Source organism: Streptomyces sp. NPDC005820, from assembly GCF_040630255.1.
Classification (GTDB): Bacteria; Actinomycetota; Actinomycetes; order Streptomycetales; family Streptomycetaceae; genus Streptomyces.
In genome coordinates, this window is the sequence record NZ_JBEXXE010000018.1 from 122,082 (window position 1) to 138,158 (window position 16,077).

Genomic DNA, 16,077 nt, shown 5'->3' on the forward strand with positions numbered 1-16,077 from the left:
CCGTAATGTCTCGTAATGTCTCGTACGACGCCGAAGGGGCCGCCTGTTTCCAGGCGGCCCCTTCCGGATGCGGGGGCGGTCAGCGGCCGAGCGCGCGCCGGCCGCGGCCCTGGGAGAGCACCGGGAGGTTCTTGGCGGGCGCGGAGCCGCGCGTGTCCTCCTCCAGGCGCAGGGCGAGGGCCGGGCAGCGCCGTACCGCGCGCAGCGCCTTCGCCTCCGCGTACCGGGGCACCTTCGCCTGGGCCACGGTCGGGAAGCCGTCGGCGCCCAACTGGAAGACCTCCGGGAGGATGTCCGCACACAGACCGTGGCCCCGGCACAGGGTCCAGTCGACGAAGATCTTCTGACGGCTGTCGCCGGCGTCCTGGGGGGCGCCGCCGCTCGTGAGGGCCGCCGGGGCCATGCCCTCCTCGAAGAGGGGGAGAACGCCCTCCACCGGCCGTCCGCAGCCGTTTCCGAGGACATGCGCCGCGAGGTCGTCGGTGAACGCCTTGATGGTCGACTCGAGGAACATCGCGGAGCCGTCGGGGTGCGAACACGCCCCACGCCGCTTGACGTTCTTGGCGACCTGCTTGAGGGCCTCCAGCGCGGCCGGGCCGCCGCCGTTGATGATGTCCTCCATGCCGCGCGCGGCGGCCGGCAGACCGAGGTAGCAGGGACCGCACTGTCCCGCGCTCTCGTCCGCCAGCCACTGCGCCACGCGCAGCGACTCGCCCAGCGGGCAGGTCTCCTGGCTGATCGGCAGGATCGCGCCGGCGCCCAGCGCACCGCCCACCGCGTCCAGCGAGTTGCGGGAGACGACGGCCTCGTTGACCGTCGCCGCGTCGATCCACTTGCCGTGGTAGCCGCCCGTCAGCACACCCTGCGGCACCGGCGGGGCGCCGGCCAGCTGAAGGACGTACCGCAGCGGGACGCCCGTGGGGACCTCGATCACCATGGGGCGCGCGACCGCGCCGGAGACCGTCAGCATGACGGTGCCCGGCTCGTCGTAGAGGCCGGTGTTGCCGTAACGCTCGGGGCCGATGCGGGCGGCGATGGCCAGCTGGGCGAACGTCTCGGCGTTGGACAGCAGGGTCGGCGCGCCGCCGACGCCGCTCTGCGAGGCGCTGGTCTTGCGGCCGGGCGGGATCGCCGGGCCGCCGTCGATGGAGCGGACCAGCGACGCGGCCGCGCCGGTGACCATGCGGATCGGGTTGCGCTGGACGAACGCCTTGAGCGCCGAGCGGCGGCCGGTGCCGAGGCCCCGCTCGGCGAGGGCGGCCTCCATGGAGCGCTCGGTCGACTCCCGGGTGACCCCCACCACGAGCGTGCGGGCACCCAGCGCCTCCGCGACCAGCAGCGCGCCGTCGAGGATGAGATGCGGGGCACGGTTGATCAGCACCGTGTCCTTGCGGCAGGCCGGTTCGTCCTCACTGCCGTTGACGACGACGACCGGCCGGACGCCGCGCTTGATCGCCGCGTCGGCGACCGAGCGCAGCTTCTTGTGGAACGGGAAGCCCGCGCCGCCGCGTCCCTTGAGATTGATGCGTTCGGAGAGCTGCGCGAGCTTCTCCCCGCCCATGGGTTCGAGCGGCCCGTGCACCTTGAGGTGCATGGGCAGGTCAAGTCTCTCGACAAGGTCGAAGCCCGACGTGAGCTGCGGAAGGCCGACCACGCGGACTTCTGGGACGTCGGGCAGGGCCTCGTTCACCTATAGCCTCCGGAAGGCGTGTTCCAAGGTTCGCCCGAACCCGGATTGTCCGTGGACGCTCCGGGCGATGGTGCACTGGCGGGACCGCTGTTGTACGTGTCGTTCGAGTTGTACGCGCCGTACTGGGCATTCGTCTCACCGGTGTTGTACACATCACCCCCGCCGTACCCCGGGTTGCCCGAATTGCCATAGACGGGGATGTTGAACCCGGTGTCCTGCATGGGGTCGTACGCCGACGGGGGCGCCTCGCCGACCGGCGGCGGGGACGGGATCGGCCAGCTGCCGGAGGTGCTGCCACCGGTGTCCATGCGCGGCATCGCGGTGGTGGCCTGCATGTCCTGCATGTTCATGCGCGCGGTCTGATCGGCCGCTCCCGCATAGGGCTGTTGCCCGCCGGGCGTGTTGGCGGAGCGGTAGGCGGCGGCGTATCCGCCGCCCCCGGCGTCCACGCCGGCCGGCATGCCGAACAGGGACGAGGTCTGCGGGTTGCCTCGGCCGGTGTCCCGGCCTTCGTCCCTGGACGCCGCCCGGGAGGGCCGGGAGGGACGCTCGTAGTCGCCTTCGGCCATCCGCGCGCGGTTCGCCTCCAGACCCTCCATGGCGTAGCGGTCCTGGGTGCCCATCATCGTGGTGATCTTGTCGGCGACCCCGCGCTTGAACTCGCGCGGGGCGGCGCGCAGCAGCAGCGCGGCCATGACGCCGACCAGGCAGAGCTGGTACGAGATCATGAAGAACGGCTTGGCGGCGCGACCCGCGTAGAGGCCGTGGATGAGGGCGGCGCACAGGGCCGGGTAGGCCAGCATGTGCATCGCGCGCCAGCGGGCGGCGACCTCGGCCGGGGCGGCGAACTGGTTGCGCAGGGCGCCGGTGATGCCCACGAAGATCATGAGCAGGCCGGCCGTGGAGCCGAGGCCGATCAGGAAGCCGATACCGGTGACGCCCTGGGAGAACGGGATGAGCGCGGCGAGCAGGACGGTGTGCTCCAGCGCGATCTTGACGGTGACGTGCACCAGGAGGAAGGCGATCGAGCCGACTGCGGTCACCCGGTGGATGCCCTGCGCGATGATGCGCTGGCGGGTGTTGAGGATCAGCCGGTCCTGGGCGACCAGACCCCAGATGACCGAGCAGGTGAGGCACACCAGCGACAGGACGCCCGCGCCGAAGTTGAGGAAGGACTGGACCTGGTCCCCACCGGCGAGCACGACGACCGGTATGAGGACCAGGACGACAGCCGAGGCCACCCCGTAGGCCGATCGGCCGGGCTTGGGGATCGAGCTGTTGTTGAGAAGAGGGTTCATGGGGGCAACTCCGAGCAGTTTCGGGAAAGCGGTCCCGCTGCCGAACTCTAAGCGGCTCCATACCGATGGGTACGAGGTTTGAGTTATTGCGTTGTTATCAAGTGACCATCTGGGCGGGACGATGTCCCTTTAGCTGCTGTTACGCGAAGTAATCCTTGACCTTTGTTCAACTTCGGCCGGGTGTGCCCGGTGTCCGTAGGTCATACGTAAGTCCGTCGCAGCTTGCTCAACCCCTGCGGTACCCTAGCGCCATGCGTGCCGTACGCCTTCTGCTTAGCGAGCCGCGCTGATCAGTCCCGAACGCCGGTGGACCGGACGGTTCGGCATCGGCGCGGCGTCCCCTCCTGTGCGAGGGGATTTTTCGTTTCCGGGAAGCCCGGGAAGTCCGGGACGCCGCAGCAGTCGGCAGAGACGATCGATGGAGCCTTGAGGATCATGAGCGAGACGAACCCCGCTGCCGCCACTGGCATGCCGGCGGATGCCGCGCCACACCGCTACACGGCGGCCATGGCCGCCGACATCGAGGCACGCTGGCAGGACTTCTGGGACGCCGAGGGCACCTACGCCGCGCCCAACCCCACGGGCGACCTGGCCGGGGACCCGGCGGTCGCCGCCCGCCCCAAGAAGTTCATCATGGACATGTTCCCGTACCCCTCCGGTGCGGGCCTGCACGTCGGCCACCCCCTGGGCTACATCGCGACCGACGTCTTCGCGCGCTTCCAGCGCATGACCGGCCACAACGTCCTGCACACCCTCGGCTTCGACGCCTTCGGCCTGCCCGCCGAGCAGCACGCCGTGCAGACCGGCGAGCACCCCCGGGTCACCACCGAGGCCGCCATCTCCAACATGAAGTCCCAGCTGCGCCAGCTGGGCCTGGGCCACGACAAGCGCCGGTCGTTCGCCACGATCGACCCGGACTACTACAAGTGGACCCAGTGGATCTTCCTGCAGATCTTCAACTCCTGGTACGACGACGAGGCCGCCAAGGCCCGTCCGATCGCCGAGCTGATCGCCCAGTTCGAGTCCGGTGAGCGCGGCGTCCCGGGCGACACACGCGCGTGGAACGAACTGACCGCCACCGAGCGCGCCGACGTCCTGGGCGGCTTCCGGCTGGCCTACGCCTCCGACGCGCCGGTCAACTGGTGCCCCGGCCTGGGCACCGTCCTGGCCAACGAGGAGGTCACCGCCGACGGCCGCTCCGAGCGCGGCAACTTCCCCGTCTTCAAGGCCAAGCTGCGCCAGTGGAACATGCGGATCACCGCCTACGCCGACCGCCTGCTCGACGACCTGGACGCGCTGGACTGGCCCGAGGCCATCAAGCTGCAGCAGCGCAACTGGATCGGCCGCTCCGAGGGCGCCCGCGTCGACTTCCCGATCGACGGCGAGCACATCACCGTCTTCACCACCCGCCCCGACACCCTGTTCGGCGCGAGCTACATGGTCCTGGCGCCCGAGCACCCGCTGGTCGACAAGTTCGTCCCGGCCGCCTGGCCCGAGGGCACCCACGACGTGTGGACCGGCGGGTACGCCAGCCCCGCCGAGGCCGTCGCCGCCTACCGCGCCCAGGCCGGCTCCAAGTCCGACGTCGAGCGGCAGGCCGAGGCCAAGGACAAGACCGGCGTCTTCACCGGCGCGTACGCCACCAACCCGGTCAACGGCGAGCAGGTCCCCGTCTTCATCGCCGACTACGTCCTGATGGGCTACGGCACCGGCGCCATCATGGCCGTCCCGGCCGGTGACCAGCGCGACTTCGAGTTCGCGCGCGCCTTCGAGCTGCCGATCGTCTGCATCGTCGAGCCGACCGACGGCCGCGGCACCGACACGGCCACCTGGGAGAGCGCCTTCGGGTCCTACGACGCGAAGATCATCAACTCGTCGAACGACGACATCTCCCTGGACGGTCTGCCCGTCGCCGAGGCCAAGGCCCGCATCACCGAGTGGCTGGCCCGCAAGGGCATCGGCGAGGGCACCGTCAACTTCCGGCTGCGCGACTGGCTGTTCAGCCGGCAGCGCTACTGGGGCGAGCCCTTCCCGATCGTCTATGACGAGGACGGCGTCGCCCACGCCCTGCCCGAGTCGATGCTGCCGCTGGAGCTGCCGGAGGTCGAGGACTACTCGCCGCGCACCTTCGACCCGGACGACGCCGACACCTCCCCCGAGACCCCGCTGTCCCGCAACGAGGACTGGGTCAACGTCACCCTGGACCTGGGCGACGGCCGTGGACCGCGCGCGTACCGCCGCGAGACCAACACCATGCCCAACTGGGCCGGTTCCTGCTGGTACGAACTGCGCTACCTGGACCCGCACAACAGCGAGCGGCTCGTCGACCCCGAGATCGAGCGCTACTGGATGGGCCCGCGCGAGGGCCGGCCGCACGGCGGCGTCGACCTGTACGTCGGCGGCGCCGAGCACGCCGTGCTGCACCTGCTGTACGCCCGCTTCTGGTCCAAGGTCCTGTACGACCTGGGGCACGTCTCGTCCGCCGAGCCGTTCCACAAGCTGTTCAACCAGGGCATGATCCAGGCCTACGTCTACCGCGACAGCCGTGGCTTCCCGGTGCCGGCCACCGAGATCGAGGAGCGCGACGGCGGCTTCTTCCACGAGGGCGAGCCCGTCAAGCGCGAGCTGGGCAAGATGGGCAAGTCCCTGAAGAACTCCGTCACCCCGGAGGCGATCTGCGCCGAGTACGGCGCCGACACCCTGCGGCTGTACGAGATGGCGATGGGCCCGCTGGACGTCTCCCGCCCCTGGGACACCCGCGCGGTCGTCGGCCAGTACCGGCTGCTGCAGCGCCTGTGGCGCAACATCGTCGACGAGGCCACCGGCGAGGTCACCGTCGTCGACACCGACGCCGACGAGCCCACGCTGCGGGCGCTGCACAAGGCGATCGACGGAGTGCGCCAAGACCTGGAGGGCCTGCGCTTCAACACCGCCATCGCCAAGATCACCGAGCTGAACAACCACCTGACCAAGGCGGGCGGGGCGCTGCCCCGCACCGTCGCCGAGGGCCTGGTGCTGCTGGTCGCCCCGCTGGCCCCGCACATCGCCGAGGAGCTGTGGCGCAAGCTGGGCCACACCGACTCGGTCGTCCACCAGGACCTGCCGGTCGCCGACCCGGCGTACGTCGTGGACGAGAGCGTCACCTGCGTCGTCCAGATCAAGGGCAAGGTCAAGGCGCGCCTGGAGGTGTCCCCGGCCATCTCCGACGAGGAGCTGGAGAAGGTGGCCCTGGCCGACGAGAACGTCGTCAAGGCGCTGGACGGGGCGGGGATCCGCAAGGTGATCGTGCGGGCGCCGAAGCTGGTGAACATCGTTCCGGCGTAGTCCGCCGGCCATGGCTTGATCGCCATCCCCTAGGGGTCGGGTACGGGCAGGTTCGGGGTTCTGCTGGAACTCCGGGCCTGCCTGTCTCGTTTACCGTTTGATGGGGAACGGATTGAGGGAAGCGGACCGCCGTAGGAGGAGCTCGTGGAAGCAGTGATCGCAGTCGTCGCCCTGCTGTTCGTGCTGCTCACGGTGCTCGGCGTCTACGCGACGGTGAAGGCGGTCGGCGCCGCCAAGCGCGGAGTGGACCGCACCATCGGCCAGGCCCGCCGCACGGTCGAGGACCACACCCTGCGGGCCAAGTCCTTCGCCCAGCCGGGACCGGTTGGCGAGATCGCCCAGCTCAGGCTCGGACTGCGCACCTCGATGCGGGCCACGCAGGACGCCCTGCACGCGGGCGTGGCCGAGGACGAGTCCCTCAGAGAGTCCCTCGGACTGTTCCAGCGGCTCAGCGCCCACGGCCATGAACTGGACAGCGAGCTCAAGCGGCTGGAGTCAGAGCCCGACCGGGCCAAACTCGCCGAGCGGCTGCCGTCGCTGCGCGAGCGCACCGAGCGCATCACGGGCTCGGCCGACTCCCTGCGCTGGGCGGCCCGCGACCGCGCCCGCCGCTTTGCCGAGGACGACCTCGACAGCCTCAGCGCCCAGATCGACGTCGAGGCCGGCGCCCTGCGGCACTGGACCACCGAAGACACCCCGCAGACCCCCCAGCCGCACCCCCGACCGGAGACACCGGGAACACGCGCCGCACAGGAGCCGGCCCGTCCCGCGATCGACCCGACCGGACCGCGACCCACCTACCCCTGGCAGAAGAAGCCTCGCCCCGAAGCGTCCGGTATGTGATCCGTACCGGATTCGGTCAAGGCCTGTCCAGGCGAGAGGGGCCGGGCTGCCGTCCACGCGCTACGCCAGGTAACCTCCAGCTCATGTCCCGCCATGTCGCGATCGTCACGGATTCAACGGCCTACCTGCCGCAGGGGACGATGGAGCGCCACGGCATCACCGCGGTGCCCCTGACCGTCGTCCTCGGCGGCGAGGCCCTGGAAGAGGGCACCGAGATCTCGACCCGCTCCCTGGCCCAGGCGCTGCAGAAGCGACGCCCCGTCACCACCTCGCGCCCCAGCCCCCAACTCTTCGCCGAGACCTACCGCAGGGCCGCCGAGGCGGGCGCCACCGGAATCGTCTCCCTGCACCTGTCCGCCGAACTCTCCGGCACCTACGACGCGGCGGTCGTCGCGGCACGGGAGGCGCCGGTGCCGGTGCGGGTGGTGGACACCGGCATGGTGGCCATGGCCCTCGGGTTCTGCGCGGTCGCCGCGGCCGAGGCCGCCGAGTCGGGCGGCACCGTGGACGAGGCGGTCGCCGCCGCCGAGAAACGGGCCGACGGCACCTCCGCCTATTTCTACGTCGACACCCTCGACTATCTGCGCCGCGGCGGCCGGATCGGCGCCGCCCAGGCCCTGTTGGGCTCGGCGCTCGCGGTGAAGCCACTGCTCCAGCTGGACGCGGGCCGCATCGACCTCCTGGAGAAGGTGCGTACGGCGTCCAAGGCCATCGCCCGCCTGGAGGAGCTGGGCGCCGACCGGGCGGGCAGCGCCCGGGTCGACATCGCCGTCCACCATCTCGCCGCTCCCGAACGGGCGTCCGCGCTGGCGGACCGGCTGCGGGCGCGGGTGCCCGGGGTGGCGGACCTCCAGGTGAGCGAGGTCGGCGCGGTGATCGGGGCGCATACCGGGCCCGGGTTGCTGGGAGTTGTGGTCTCGCCGCGGTAAGGAGCTTCCTTTCCACACCCCGTACGGGTGGCGGAGTTATCCACAACCGGACGGTAATCCACGGGAATTGAGCAAGATCATCGCGATCTGGCGAAGTGTCCGATCCTCAGGACATGGCACTTCGATCACGCTCACGCACCCACTCACACACCCACTCGCGCACCACCCACGCGACCAGCGGCCCCGGCCGGGCTCCCGGTTCGGACGGCCGTATGCGGCATGCCTCGGCAGACGAACTGCGCCGACGGGCGGAGGTGTTGTTCGCGGCTCGGGGCGCGGACGGGACCCGGCCCGAGGACGACGAGGTCGGTGCGGATCGGGAGGGGCCACCCGCCGAGCCGGAGCCGACGGCGCTCGACGGGGGCCGTGCCGGCGGCCGATGGGAGCGGTTCGGGCCCGCTCTGCGGGAGCGCATGCCGGTGTGGGTGCAGACGCGCTGCGGGATGGAACGCGGGGGCGCGCTCGCGCTGACGGTGGTGCTGGTCGTCGCCGTCGGCTTCGCCGTACAGCACTTCTGGACGGGCGGGGCCGAGCCGGTGAGGCCCCCGGAGGTGGTGCGGGCGGCGGCTCCCTTCGAGGGGAAGAGGGCGGCGGCGGAGGCCACCCCGCCGGCCGGTGCGCCCGGGGCCGAGATCGTGGTGGACGTCAGCGGGAAGGTCCGCAAGCCGGGCATCCATCGTCTTCCGGCCGGTTCACGTGTCGTCGACGCGCTGAGCGCGGCCGGCGGGGTGCGGCCGGGGACGCACACCGAAGGACTCAACCGCGCCCGGTTCCTCGTCGACGGCGAACAGGTCGTCGTCGGCGGACCCGCGCCCCCGACGGCTGCGGGACCGGCGGGACCGGCCGGACCCGGGGCGGCGGCCGGGCCTTCGGCTCCCGTCGCCCTCAACACCGCCACCGTCGAGCAACTCGACACCCTCCCGGGCGTCGGCCCCGTGCTGGCCCAGCACATCGTGGACTACCGCACCCGGCACGGCGGCTTCCGTTCGGTGAACGAGCTGCGCGAGGTCAACGGCATCGGCGAGCGTCGCTACGCCGATCTACGGAACCTCGTACGGCCATGAGGGCCGGGGAGGAAACGGAGACCACCCCGCCCGACCACGCCCCGCCCGACCACGCCCGGCCCCACGACGCCCGGCCCGACGACGCCTCCGCCGCACACCCTCGCCGCCCCGTCCACGCCGCTTCCGGCAAGCGGCTGGGGGACGCCCATCCACGGCAGGAGGGGCCGGTGGATCTGCGGTTGGTGCCGCCCGCGGCGGCGGCCTGGGCCACGGCGGCCCTCGCGCTGCACGCGGCGCCGGGGGTCGTGGCGGGTCTGGTGCTCGGCTGTCTGACCGGGGCCGTCGTGCTGCTGGTGGCGCGGAGCCCGCGCGGTGGCCGGACGCGGTTCACGGTGGCCGCCTCACTGCTCTGTGTCGCCGCGGCGGCGGCCTCGGCCGGGCTGCACGGGGCCGATCTGCGGCGGGGGCCGGTGCCGGAGCTGGCGGGCACGCACGCGACGGTGACCGCCGAGGTCGAGCTGACCTCCGACCCACGGCTCACCCGGCCCCGGGTCAGCGGGGACCACGCGGTCCCGGACTCCGTGATGATCGACGCGGAGGTGCGCGAGGTCGAGGGGCCGCAGGGAGAGGTCGTCGCGACGCGGGCGCCGGTGCTGATGCTGGTGGACGTCCGGGCGGCCGGGCGGGTGGCGGCCGGGGCGTCGCCGTGGCTGCGGCTGCTGCCGTCCACCCGGGTGCGGGTGACGGGGCGGCTGGCTCCGCCGCTGACGGGCGGGGACCGGATCGCGGCGGTGCTGCGGGTGCGCGGCCCCGGGGTGCCGCGGGTCGTGCGGGAGCCCTCGGCGGTCCAGCGGACGGCCGGCCGGCTGCGGGCCGGCCTGCGGGAGGCCACCGACGGACTGCCGACGGACGCCCGGGCGCTGCTGCCGGGGCTGGTCGTCGGGGACACCGCGCGGATCACACCCGAACTGGACGAGGCCTTCAAGGAGACGGACCTCGCCCACACGCTCGCCGTGTCCGGCAGCAACCTCACGATCGTCCTCGCCCTGCTCCTCGGACCGCCCGGGCTGGCCCAGCAGGTCGAACGCCGTGGCCTGGCGCCCCGCCTCGGCATCCCCCTGCGGGCCACCGCGCTGCTCGGCGGAGCGCTCACCCTCGCCTTCGTCGTGGTGTGCCGGCCCGACCCGAGCGTGCTGCGGGCCGCGGCCTGCGGGGCGGTGGTGCTGCTCGCCCTCGCGACCGGCCGCCGCAGATCCCTCGTCCCGGCGCTGGCGACGGCGGTCCTGCTGCTGGTCCTGTACGACCCGTGGCTGGCCCGGAGCTACGGCTTCCTGCTGTCGGTGCTCGCCACGGGCGCCCTGCTGACGCTGGCGCCGCGCTGGAGTGCCGCGCTGCGCGGGCGCGGGGTGCCGCCGCGGCTCGCGGAGGCGCTGGCGGCGGCGGGAGCGGCGCAGGCCCTGTGCGCGCCGGTCGTCGCGGTGCTGTCGGCGCGGGTGAGCCTGGTGGCCGTGCCGTGCAACCTCCTCGTGGAGTTCGCGGTGGCGCCCGCGACCGTCCTGGGCTTCGCGGCGCTGGCGGCGGCACCCGTGGCGATGCCGATGGCCGAGGCGCTGGCCTGGTGCGCGAGTTGGCCGGCCGGCTGGATCGCGCGGATCGCGCGGGCCGGGGCGGCGCTGCCCGGTGCAGGAGTGGACTGGCCCGGCAGCTGGGCCGGGGCGCTGCTGCTCGCCCTCGTCACGGCGGCGGTGCTGCTGCTCGGCAGGCGGCTGCCGGGCCGGCCGTGGCTGTGCGCGGTCTGCGGGGCGCTGTTCCTTCTGGCCGTGGTGCGGCCGCCGCCGCTCACCCGGGTGCTCACGGGCTGGCCGCCGCCGGGCTGGCGGCTGGCGATGTGTGACGTGGGGCAGGGCGACGCGACGGTCCTGGCGGCGGGCGGGGGCACGGCAGTGGTGGTGGACGCCGGGCCGGACCCGGAGCCGGTCGACCGGTGTCTGCGCGCACTTGGCGTCACCAGGGTGCCGCTCGTGGTGCTGACCCACTTCCACGCCGACCATGTGGCCGGGCTGCCGGGGGTGCTGCGGGGACGGGAGGTGGGCGCGATCGAGACGACGGGGTTCGAGGAGCCCTTGGACCAGGTGGGGTTCGTACGGAATCAGGCGCGGGCTCGGCAGATTCCGGTGCTGCGGGCCGTGGCGGGGGAGCGGCGGCGGGCCGGGCCGCTCGACTGGGAGGTGCTGTGGCCGCCCCCGGGCCCGGCACCGGAGCCGGACGGGCCGAACGACGCGAGCGTGACCCTGCTCGTACGGTCGGGCGGGCTGCGGATGCTGCTGCTGGGCGATCTCGAACCCCCGGCCCAGCGGGCGCTGTTGCGGTCACCGGCGGGCGGGTCGGTGCGGCGGGTGGATGTGCTCAAGGTGGCCCATCATGGCTCGGCCTACCAGGATCCGGACCTCATACGGGCGGTGGCGCCCCGGCTGGCGTTGATCTCCGCGGGGGCGGGGAACCCGTACGGACATCCCGCGCCCAGTACGGTCGCGGCGCTGAAGGCGGGAGGCGCCGTGGTGCTGCGGACGGACCGGGACGGGGCGCTGGCGGTCGCCGGCATGGCCGGGTCGCTGCGGGTGGCGCGAGACTGAGGGCATGGATTCCACACACCTGGACGCCGGGTTGGACGACCGGCTGGTCGACGGCTATCTGCGCCGCCTCGGGGTCGGGCGCCCGCCCCGCCCCACGGCCGCGGCCCTGAGCGAACTCCATCTGAGGCATCTGCTGACCGTGCCCTTCGAGAACCTGTCGGTCCAGCTCGGTGAGCGGATCGTGCTGGAGGAGCGGCGGCTGGTCGAGAAGGTCGTCGAGGAGCGGAGAGGAGGGTTCTGTTACGAGTTGAACGGGGCGTTCGGGGCGCTGCTGGCGGCGCTCGGGTTCGAGGTGACGTTCCTGGCGGCGCGGGTGTGCGGGGACCAGGGGCGGCTCGGGATCCCGTACGACCACATGGCGCTCAGGGTGGGCCCGGCGGACGGTGGGGCATGGCTGGCCGACGTGGGGTTCGGGGCGCACAGCCACTATCCGCTCCGCTGGGCGGACCGGGGCGAACAGAAGGATCCCGGCGGGGTGTTCCGGATCGCCGAAGCCGAAGCCGAAGCCGAAGCCGAGGGCACCGGTACCGGCACCGGCACGGGTGATCTGGACGTCGTACGGGACGGCTCTCCGCAGTACCGGCTGGAGGTCAGGCCGAGGGTGCTCGGGGACTTCGTGGCCGGGGCCTGGTGGCACAGCACCTCGCCGGAGTCGCACTTCACGCGGTCGCTGGTCTGCTCGCGGGTGACCGAGGACGGGGGGCGGATCACGCTCAGCGGGCGGCGGTTGAAGGTGACGGCACCCGAAGGAGGCAGCACGGAAAGGGAGTTGGTGACGGACGAGGAGGTGCTCGGGGTGTATCGGGAGCGGTTCGGGATCGTGCTGGAGCAGGTGCCGGAGGTGAGCGCGGGAGGGGCGGGCCCGCAGGGGTAATTGGGATCGTGTTGCCTCGAATGCCGCATCGGTGATCGAATGGGTCTTCGGTAACAGGTGGAGTCAAGTCGCGCAGGGGTGGCGTTGATGTTCGGCCGCTGGATGGGAAACCGTACGAACCGGGTGCAACGGACGAGTCCCCTCGCGGCGGTCCAGACCCCGGAGAACGCCGGGGTACTGAGCTGCCGGGTGCTGGATCCGGTCAACGAGCCCGTGCGCAACGCGGAGTTCGCGGTGAGCGACGCGATGGGGCGCAAGGTCGTCAGCGGCGGGACGGATCCGTTCGGGGCGTTCCTGACGACGGTGCCGGCCGGTGAGTACCGGCTGGCGGTGTCCGCCGAGGGGTTCACCCCGTACCGGGCGACCGCGACGGTCGGGGAGAACGCGCTGGCCTCGCTCGGTGACGTGACCCTCCAGCTGGCGTCGCCGCCGGAGCTGCCGGCGCCGGGGGACTGGGAGGTCGAGCCGACGCATTCCTCGATCGGGTTCACCGCGCGGCACATCGGGCTCGCCCGGATCCACGGGCGGTTCAACTCCTTCGCGGGGGCCGTGCGGATCGCGGAGCGGATGGAGCAGTCGGCGATGCACGTGGTGATCGACGCGGCCTCCATCGACACCAACGTCGGGATGCGGGACCAGCACCTGCGGTCGGCGGACTTCCTGGACGTCGAGCGGTATCCGACGCTGGAGTTCTACAGCGAGCGGTTCACCCACAAGGGCGGGAGCCGGTGGGCCGTGACGGGCGCGCTGTCGCTGCACGGCGTGACGCGGACGGTGACCCTGGACGCGGAGTACCTCGGGCTCGGCAACGGCATGGGCGGCGAGAGGCGGGCGGCCTGCCGGGCGCGGACCGAACTGCACCGGGACGACTTCACCGTCAGCTGGCAGACGATGCTGGCGCGGGGGATCGCGGTGGTCGGGCCGAGCATCCGGGTCGATCTGGATGTGCAGATCGTGCCGAAGGGCTGAGACGCGGTACCGGAGAATGGCTCCGTGAGTGATGTGAGACATGTGCTGGTGCTGCCCGACCGTGATGCGGCGGAGGAGGTGGCGGAGGCCCTCGTGGAGCGGTTCGGGGTACGCGAGGAGCCGTTGCTCGTCCGGGACGCGTTGGCGGGGGAGGACGACGCGGAGGACGCGCAGTGGCTGGTGGTCCTGCGGGACGAGGGCGGGGTGTTGGACGCGGGGGCCCTGGACGAGTTCGCGGGGGAGTGGGAGGGGTGGCGGGAGGAGCCGTAGGCGGGGGGCTGGGGGTCCGAAGCTGAGTGTGCCGACCCAAGGGGCGCGGGGAACTGCGCGAGCGGCCCCCACGCACCCGCAGTCGCGTGACGCGACTGTCAGTCCCCCGTGCCATCCTTGTCCCGATGGCCAGGAAGACTGCGAATGACGATGTCCTCGCCGCGGTGACGCTCGCCGTGGGGCAGGAGGAGTTGCTGCTCGACCGGGCGGTGCAGGAGGTGGTGGCCGCCGCCAGGGCCGCGGACGCCGACACGGACGTCCGGGACCTGACCCCCGACCAGCTGCAGCCCGGCACCCTCGCCGAGCTGACCAGCCCCTCCCTCTTCTCGGAGCGCAAGGTCGTCGTCGTACGCAATGCGCAGGATCTGTCCGCCGACACCGTCAAGGACGTGAAGGCCTACCTGTCGGCGCCCGCCGAGGAGATCACGCTGGTGCTGCTGCACGCCGGCGGGGTCAAGGGCAAGGCGCTGCTGGACGCCGCCCGCAAGGCGGGGGCGCGGGAGATCGCCTGTCCGAAGATGACCAAGCCGGCCGACCGGCTGGCGTTCGTACGGCAGGAGTTCCGGGCCACCGGGCGGTCCGCGACGCCCGAGGCGTGCCAGGCGCTGGTCGATGCCATCGGCAGCGATCTGCGGGAGCTGGCCTCGGCGGTGACGCAGTTGGTCGCCGACGTCGAGGGGACGATCGACGAGGCCGTCGTGGGGCGGTACTACACCGGGCGGGCCGAGGCGTCGAGCTTCACCGTCGCGGACCGGGCGGTGGAGGGGCGGGCCGCGGAGGCCCTGGAGGCGTTGCGGTGGTCGCTGGCCACCGGCGTCGCGCCCGTGATGATCACCAGCGCGCTCGCGCAGGGCGTCCGGGCCATCGGCAAGCTGTCCTCCGCGCGCGGCGGCCGGCCGGCCGATCTCGCGCGGGAGCTGGGCATGCCCCCGTGGAAGATCGACCGGGTGCGCCAGCAGATGCGGGGCTGGACACCGGACGGGGTGGCCGTGGCGCTGCGGGCGGTGGCCGAGGCGGACGCGGGGGTGAAGGGCGGCGGGGACGACCCGGAGTACGCGCTGGAGAAGGCGGTCGTGGTGATCGCGCGGGCCGCCCGCTCCAGAGGACGGTAGGGGCTCCCCAGGGGAGAATCGTGCGTATCAGCCCCATATCGCCTGACAACGAGAGGTGGCGATCGCCGTGGCTGAACATCCGCACGCGAAAATAGTCCGCGAGGGCTACGAGGCCTTCCAGCGCGGGGACATGGACACCCTGCGCGCCATGATGACCGGGGACTGTACCCACCATGTCCCCGGCTCCCACCTGCTCTCCGGGGACTACAAGGGGATCGACTCGGTCCTCGACGACTACTACGGCCGGCTCTACTCGGAGACGGGCGGATCGTTCCGCGTCGAGTTGCGCAACCTGTTCGTGGACGGCCGCGGGCATGTCATGTCCGTGCACCACTTCACCGCCGACCGGGGCGGCAAGCACATCGACGAGATGGGCGGGATCGTCTTCCGGATCGTAGGAGACAAGATCAGCGACCTCGACGAGTGTGTCGCGGACATGGAGAAGTCGAACCAGTTCTGGATGTGACCGGGCACGCCGAAGATCCGGCACGCCGAAGGCCCCGGCTGTCCATCCTGGGGAAGGGTGGGAAGCCGGGGCCTTCGGTTGAAGCCGGTGAGCCCATACCCGCGTGGCGAACGCAGGCCGCGTACGGGCTCGGGTGCCGGTCGGGGGCGGATGAGAGAGGGCCCGCCCTGGGTCCTTCCGGCGGCTCGGATCCCGGGGGATCCGGTCGGACCAGAAAGGTCAGCCCTTGAGGGTCGTGACCTTGGAAGCCAGCGCCGACTTCTTGTTGGCGGCCTGGTTCTTGTGGATGACGCCCTTCGAGACGGCCTTGTCGAGCTGACGCGCGGCAGCGCGCTGGAGCTCGGTGGCCTTCTCGAGGTCACCCGCGGCAGCGGCCTCACGGGCCTTGCGGATCGCGGTCTTCAGGGAGGACTTGACGGCCTTGTTGCGCAGCCGAGCCTTCTCGTTGGTCTTGATCCGCTTGATCTGGGACTTGATGTTCGCCACGAAATAAGCCTCTTCTAATTCCTGGATTCCTTGGTGCCTCGCGCTGAGAGGGCATGAGACACAGCTGCCCACACTACCAGCGGGCCCGAGAATGGCCCAAACCGGCTCCTGGTCCCCGCCCGTGGGACCATGGAGCCTACGTATCGATCCGACCCGAGGCACAAGGCGCCTCAAGAGAC

Annotated in this window: 13 protein-coding genes; 10 read left to right on the top strand and 3 right to left on the bottom strand. The window is 72.0% G+C overall.

Going from position 1 to position 16,077, the window contains the following annotated elements:
* Positions 1–79 precede the first annotated feature (79 nt).
* Both ABZ464_RS22975 and ABZ464_RS22980 read right to left on the bottom strand, forming a co-directional pair.
* Positions 80–1,690 carry an NADH-ubiquinone oxidoreductase-F iron-sulfur binding region domain-containing protein gene (locus ABZ464_RS22975; protein ID WP_359279486.1) on the bottom strand — a complete coding sequence of 537 codons (1,611 nt, stop codon included), beginning with the start codon at positions 1,688–1,690 and terminating at the stop codon, positions 80–82.
* Entirely contained in the window at positions 1,687–2,988 is a 1,302-nt protein-coding gene (locus ABZ464_RS22980; protein WP_359279487.1) for a cytochrome b/b6 domain-containing protein, read from the bottom strand. The genes ABZ464_RS22975 and ABZ464_RS22980 overlap by 4 nt, the downstream gene beginning before the upstream one ends.
* A 435-nt stretch (positions 2,989–3,423) precedes the next feature.
* Here ABZ464_RS22980 and leuS point away from each other — a divergent pair, with 435 nt between their 5' ends.
* The 10 genes from leuS (at position 3,424) to ABZ464_RS23030 (ending at position 15,412) form a co-directional block, all read left to right on the top strand.
* On the top strand, positions 3,424–6,312 hold the full coding sequence (leuS, locus tag ABZ464_RS22985; RefSeq protein WP_359279488.1) for a leucine--tRNA ligase: 2,889 nt from the start codon (positions 3,424–3,426) through the stop codon (positions 6,310–6,312).
* Positions 6,313–6,456: 144 nt separating this feature from the next.
* On the top strand, positions 6,457–7,155 hold the full coding sequence (locus ABZ464_RS22990; protein WP_359279489.1) for a hypothetical protein: 699 nt from the start codon (positions 6,457–6,459) through the stop codon (positions 7,153–7,155).
* A gap of 83 nt (positions 7,156–7,238) precedes the next feature.
* Positions 7,239–8,084 (top strand): DegV family protein, encoded by an 846-nt coding sequence (locus ABZ464_RS22995; protein ID WP_359279490.1) that lies wholly within the window; start codon positions 7,239–7,241, stop codon positions 8,082–8,084.
* Positions 8,085–8,197: 113 nt separating this feature from the next.
* Positions 8,198–9,148, top strand: coding sequence for a ComEA family DNA-binding protein (locus tag ABZ464_RS23000; RefSeq protein WP_359279491.1), 951 nt, complete (start codon positions 8,198–8,200; stop codon positions 9,146–9,148).
* Complete coding sequence (locus tag ABZ464_RS23005) at positions 9,145–11,721, top strand: ComEC/Rec2 family competence protein (protein WP_359279492.1); 2,577 nt, start codon at positions 9,145–9,147, stop codon at positions 11,719–11,721. Before ABZ464_RS23000 ends, ABZ464_RS23005 begins: the two co-directional genes overlap by 4 nt.
* A gap of 4 nt (positions 11,722–11,725) precedes the next feature.
* Positions 11,726–12,595 (top strand): arylamine N-acetyltransferase, encoded by an 870-nt coding sequence (locus ABZ464_RS23010; RefSeq protein ID WP_359279493.1) that lies wholly within the window; start codon positions 11,726–11,728, stop codon positions 12,593–12,595.
* 87 nt (positions 12,596–12,682) lie between these two features.
* Complete coding sequence (locus tag ABZ464_RS23015; protein WP_359279494.1) at positions 12,683–13,564, top strand: YceI family protein; 882 nt, start codon at positions 12,683–12,685, stop codon at positions 13,562–13,564.
* A gap of 24 nt (positions 13,565–13,588) precedes the next feature.
* Positions 13,589–13,834, top strand: coding sequence for a hypothetical protein (locus ABZ464_RS23020; RefSeq protein ID WP_358982328.1), 246 nt, complete (start codon positions 13,589–13,591; stop codon positions 13,832–13,834).
* Positions 13,835–13,959: 125 nt separating this feature from the next.
* The gene (gene holA / locus ABZ464_RS23025; RefSeq protein WP_359279495.1) at positions 13,960–14,946 is read left to right on the top strand and encodes a DNA polymerase III subunit delta; all 987 of its coding nucleotides are present in this window, start codon (positions 13,960–13,962) and stop codon (positions 14,944–14,946) included.
* 67 nt (positions 14,947–15,013) lie between these two features.
* A complete protein-coding gene (locus ABZ464_RS23030; RefSeq protein ID WP_359279496.1) occupies positions 15,014–15,412 on the top strand; it encodes a nuclear transport factor 2 family protein in 399 nt (132 codons plus the stop codon).
* A 219-nt stretch (positions 15,413–15,631) separates the two neighbouring features.
* On the opposite strand, the gene rpsT is transcribed toward ABZ464_RS23030, so the two are convergent.
* Positions 15,632–15,898: a 30S ribosomal protein S20 gene (gene rpsT / locus ABZ464_RS23035; protein WP_359279497.1), complete on the bottom strand. Its 267-nt coding sequence runs from the start codon at positions 15,896–15,898 to the stop codon at positions 15,632–15,634.
* Positions 15,899–16,077: the final 179 nt, after the last annotated feature.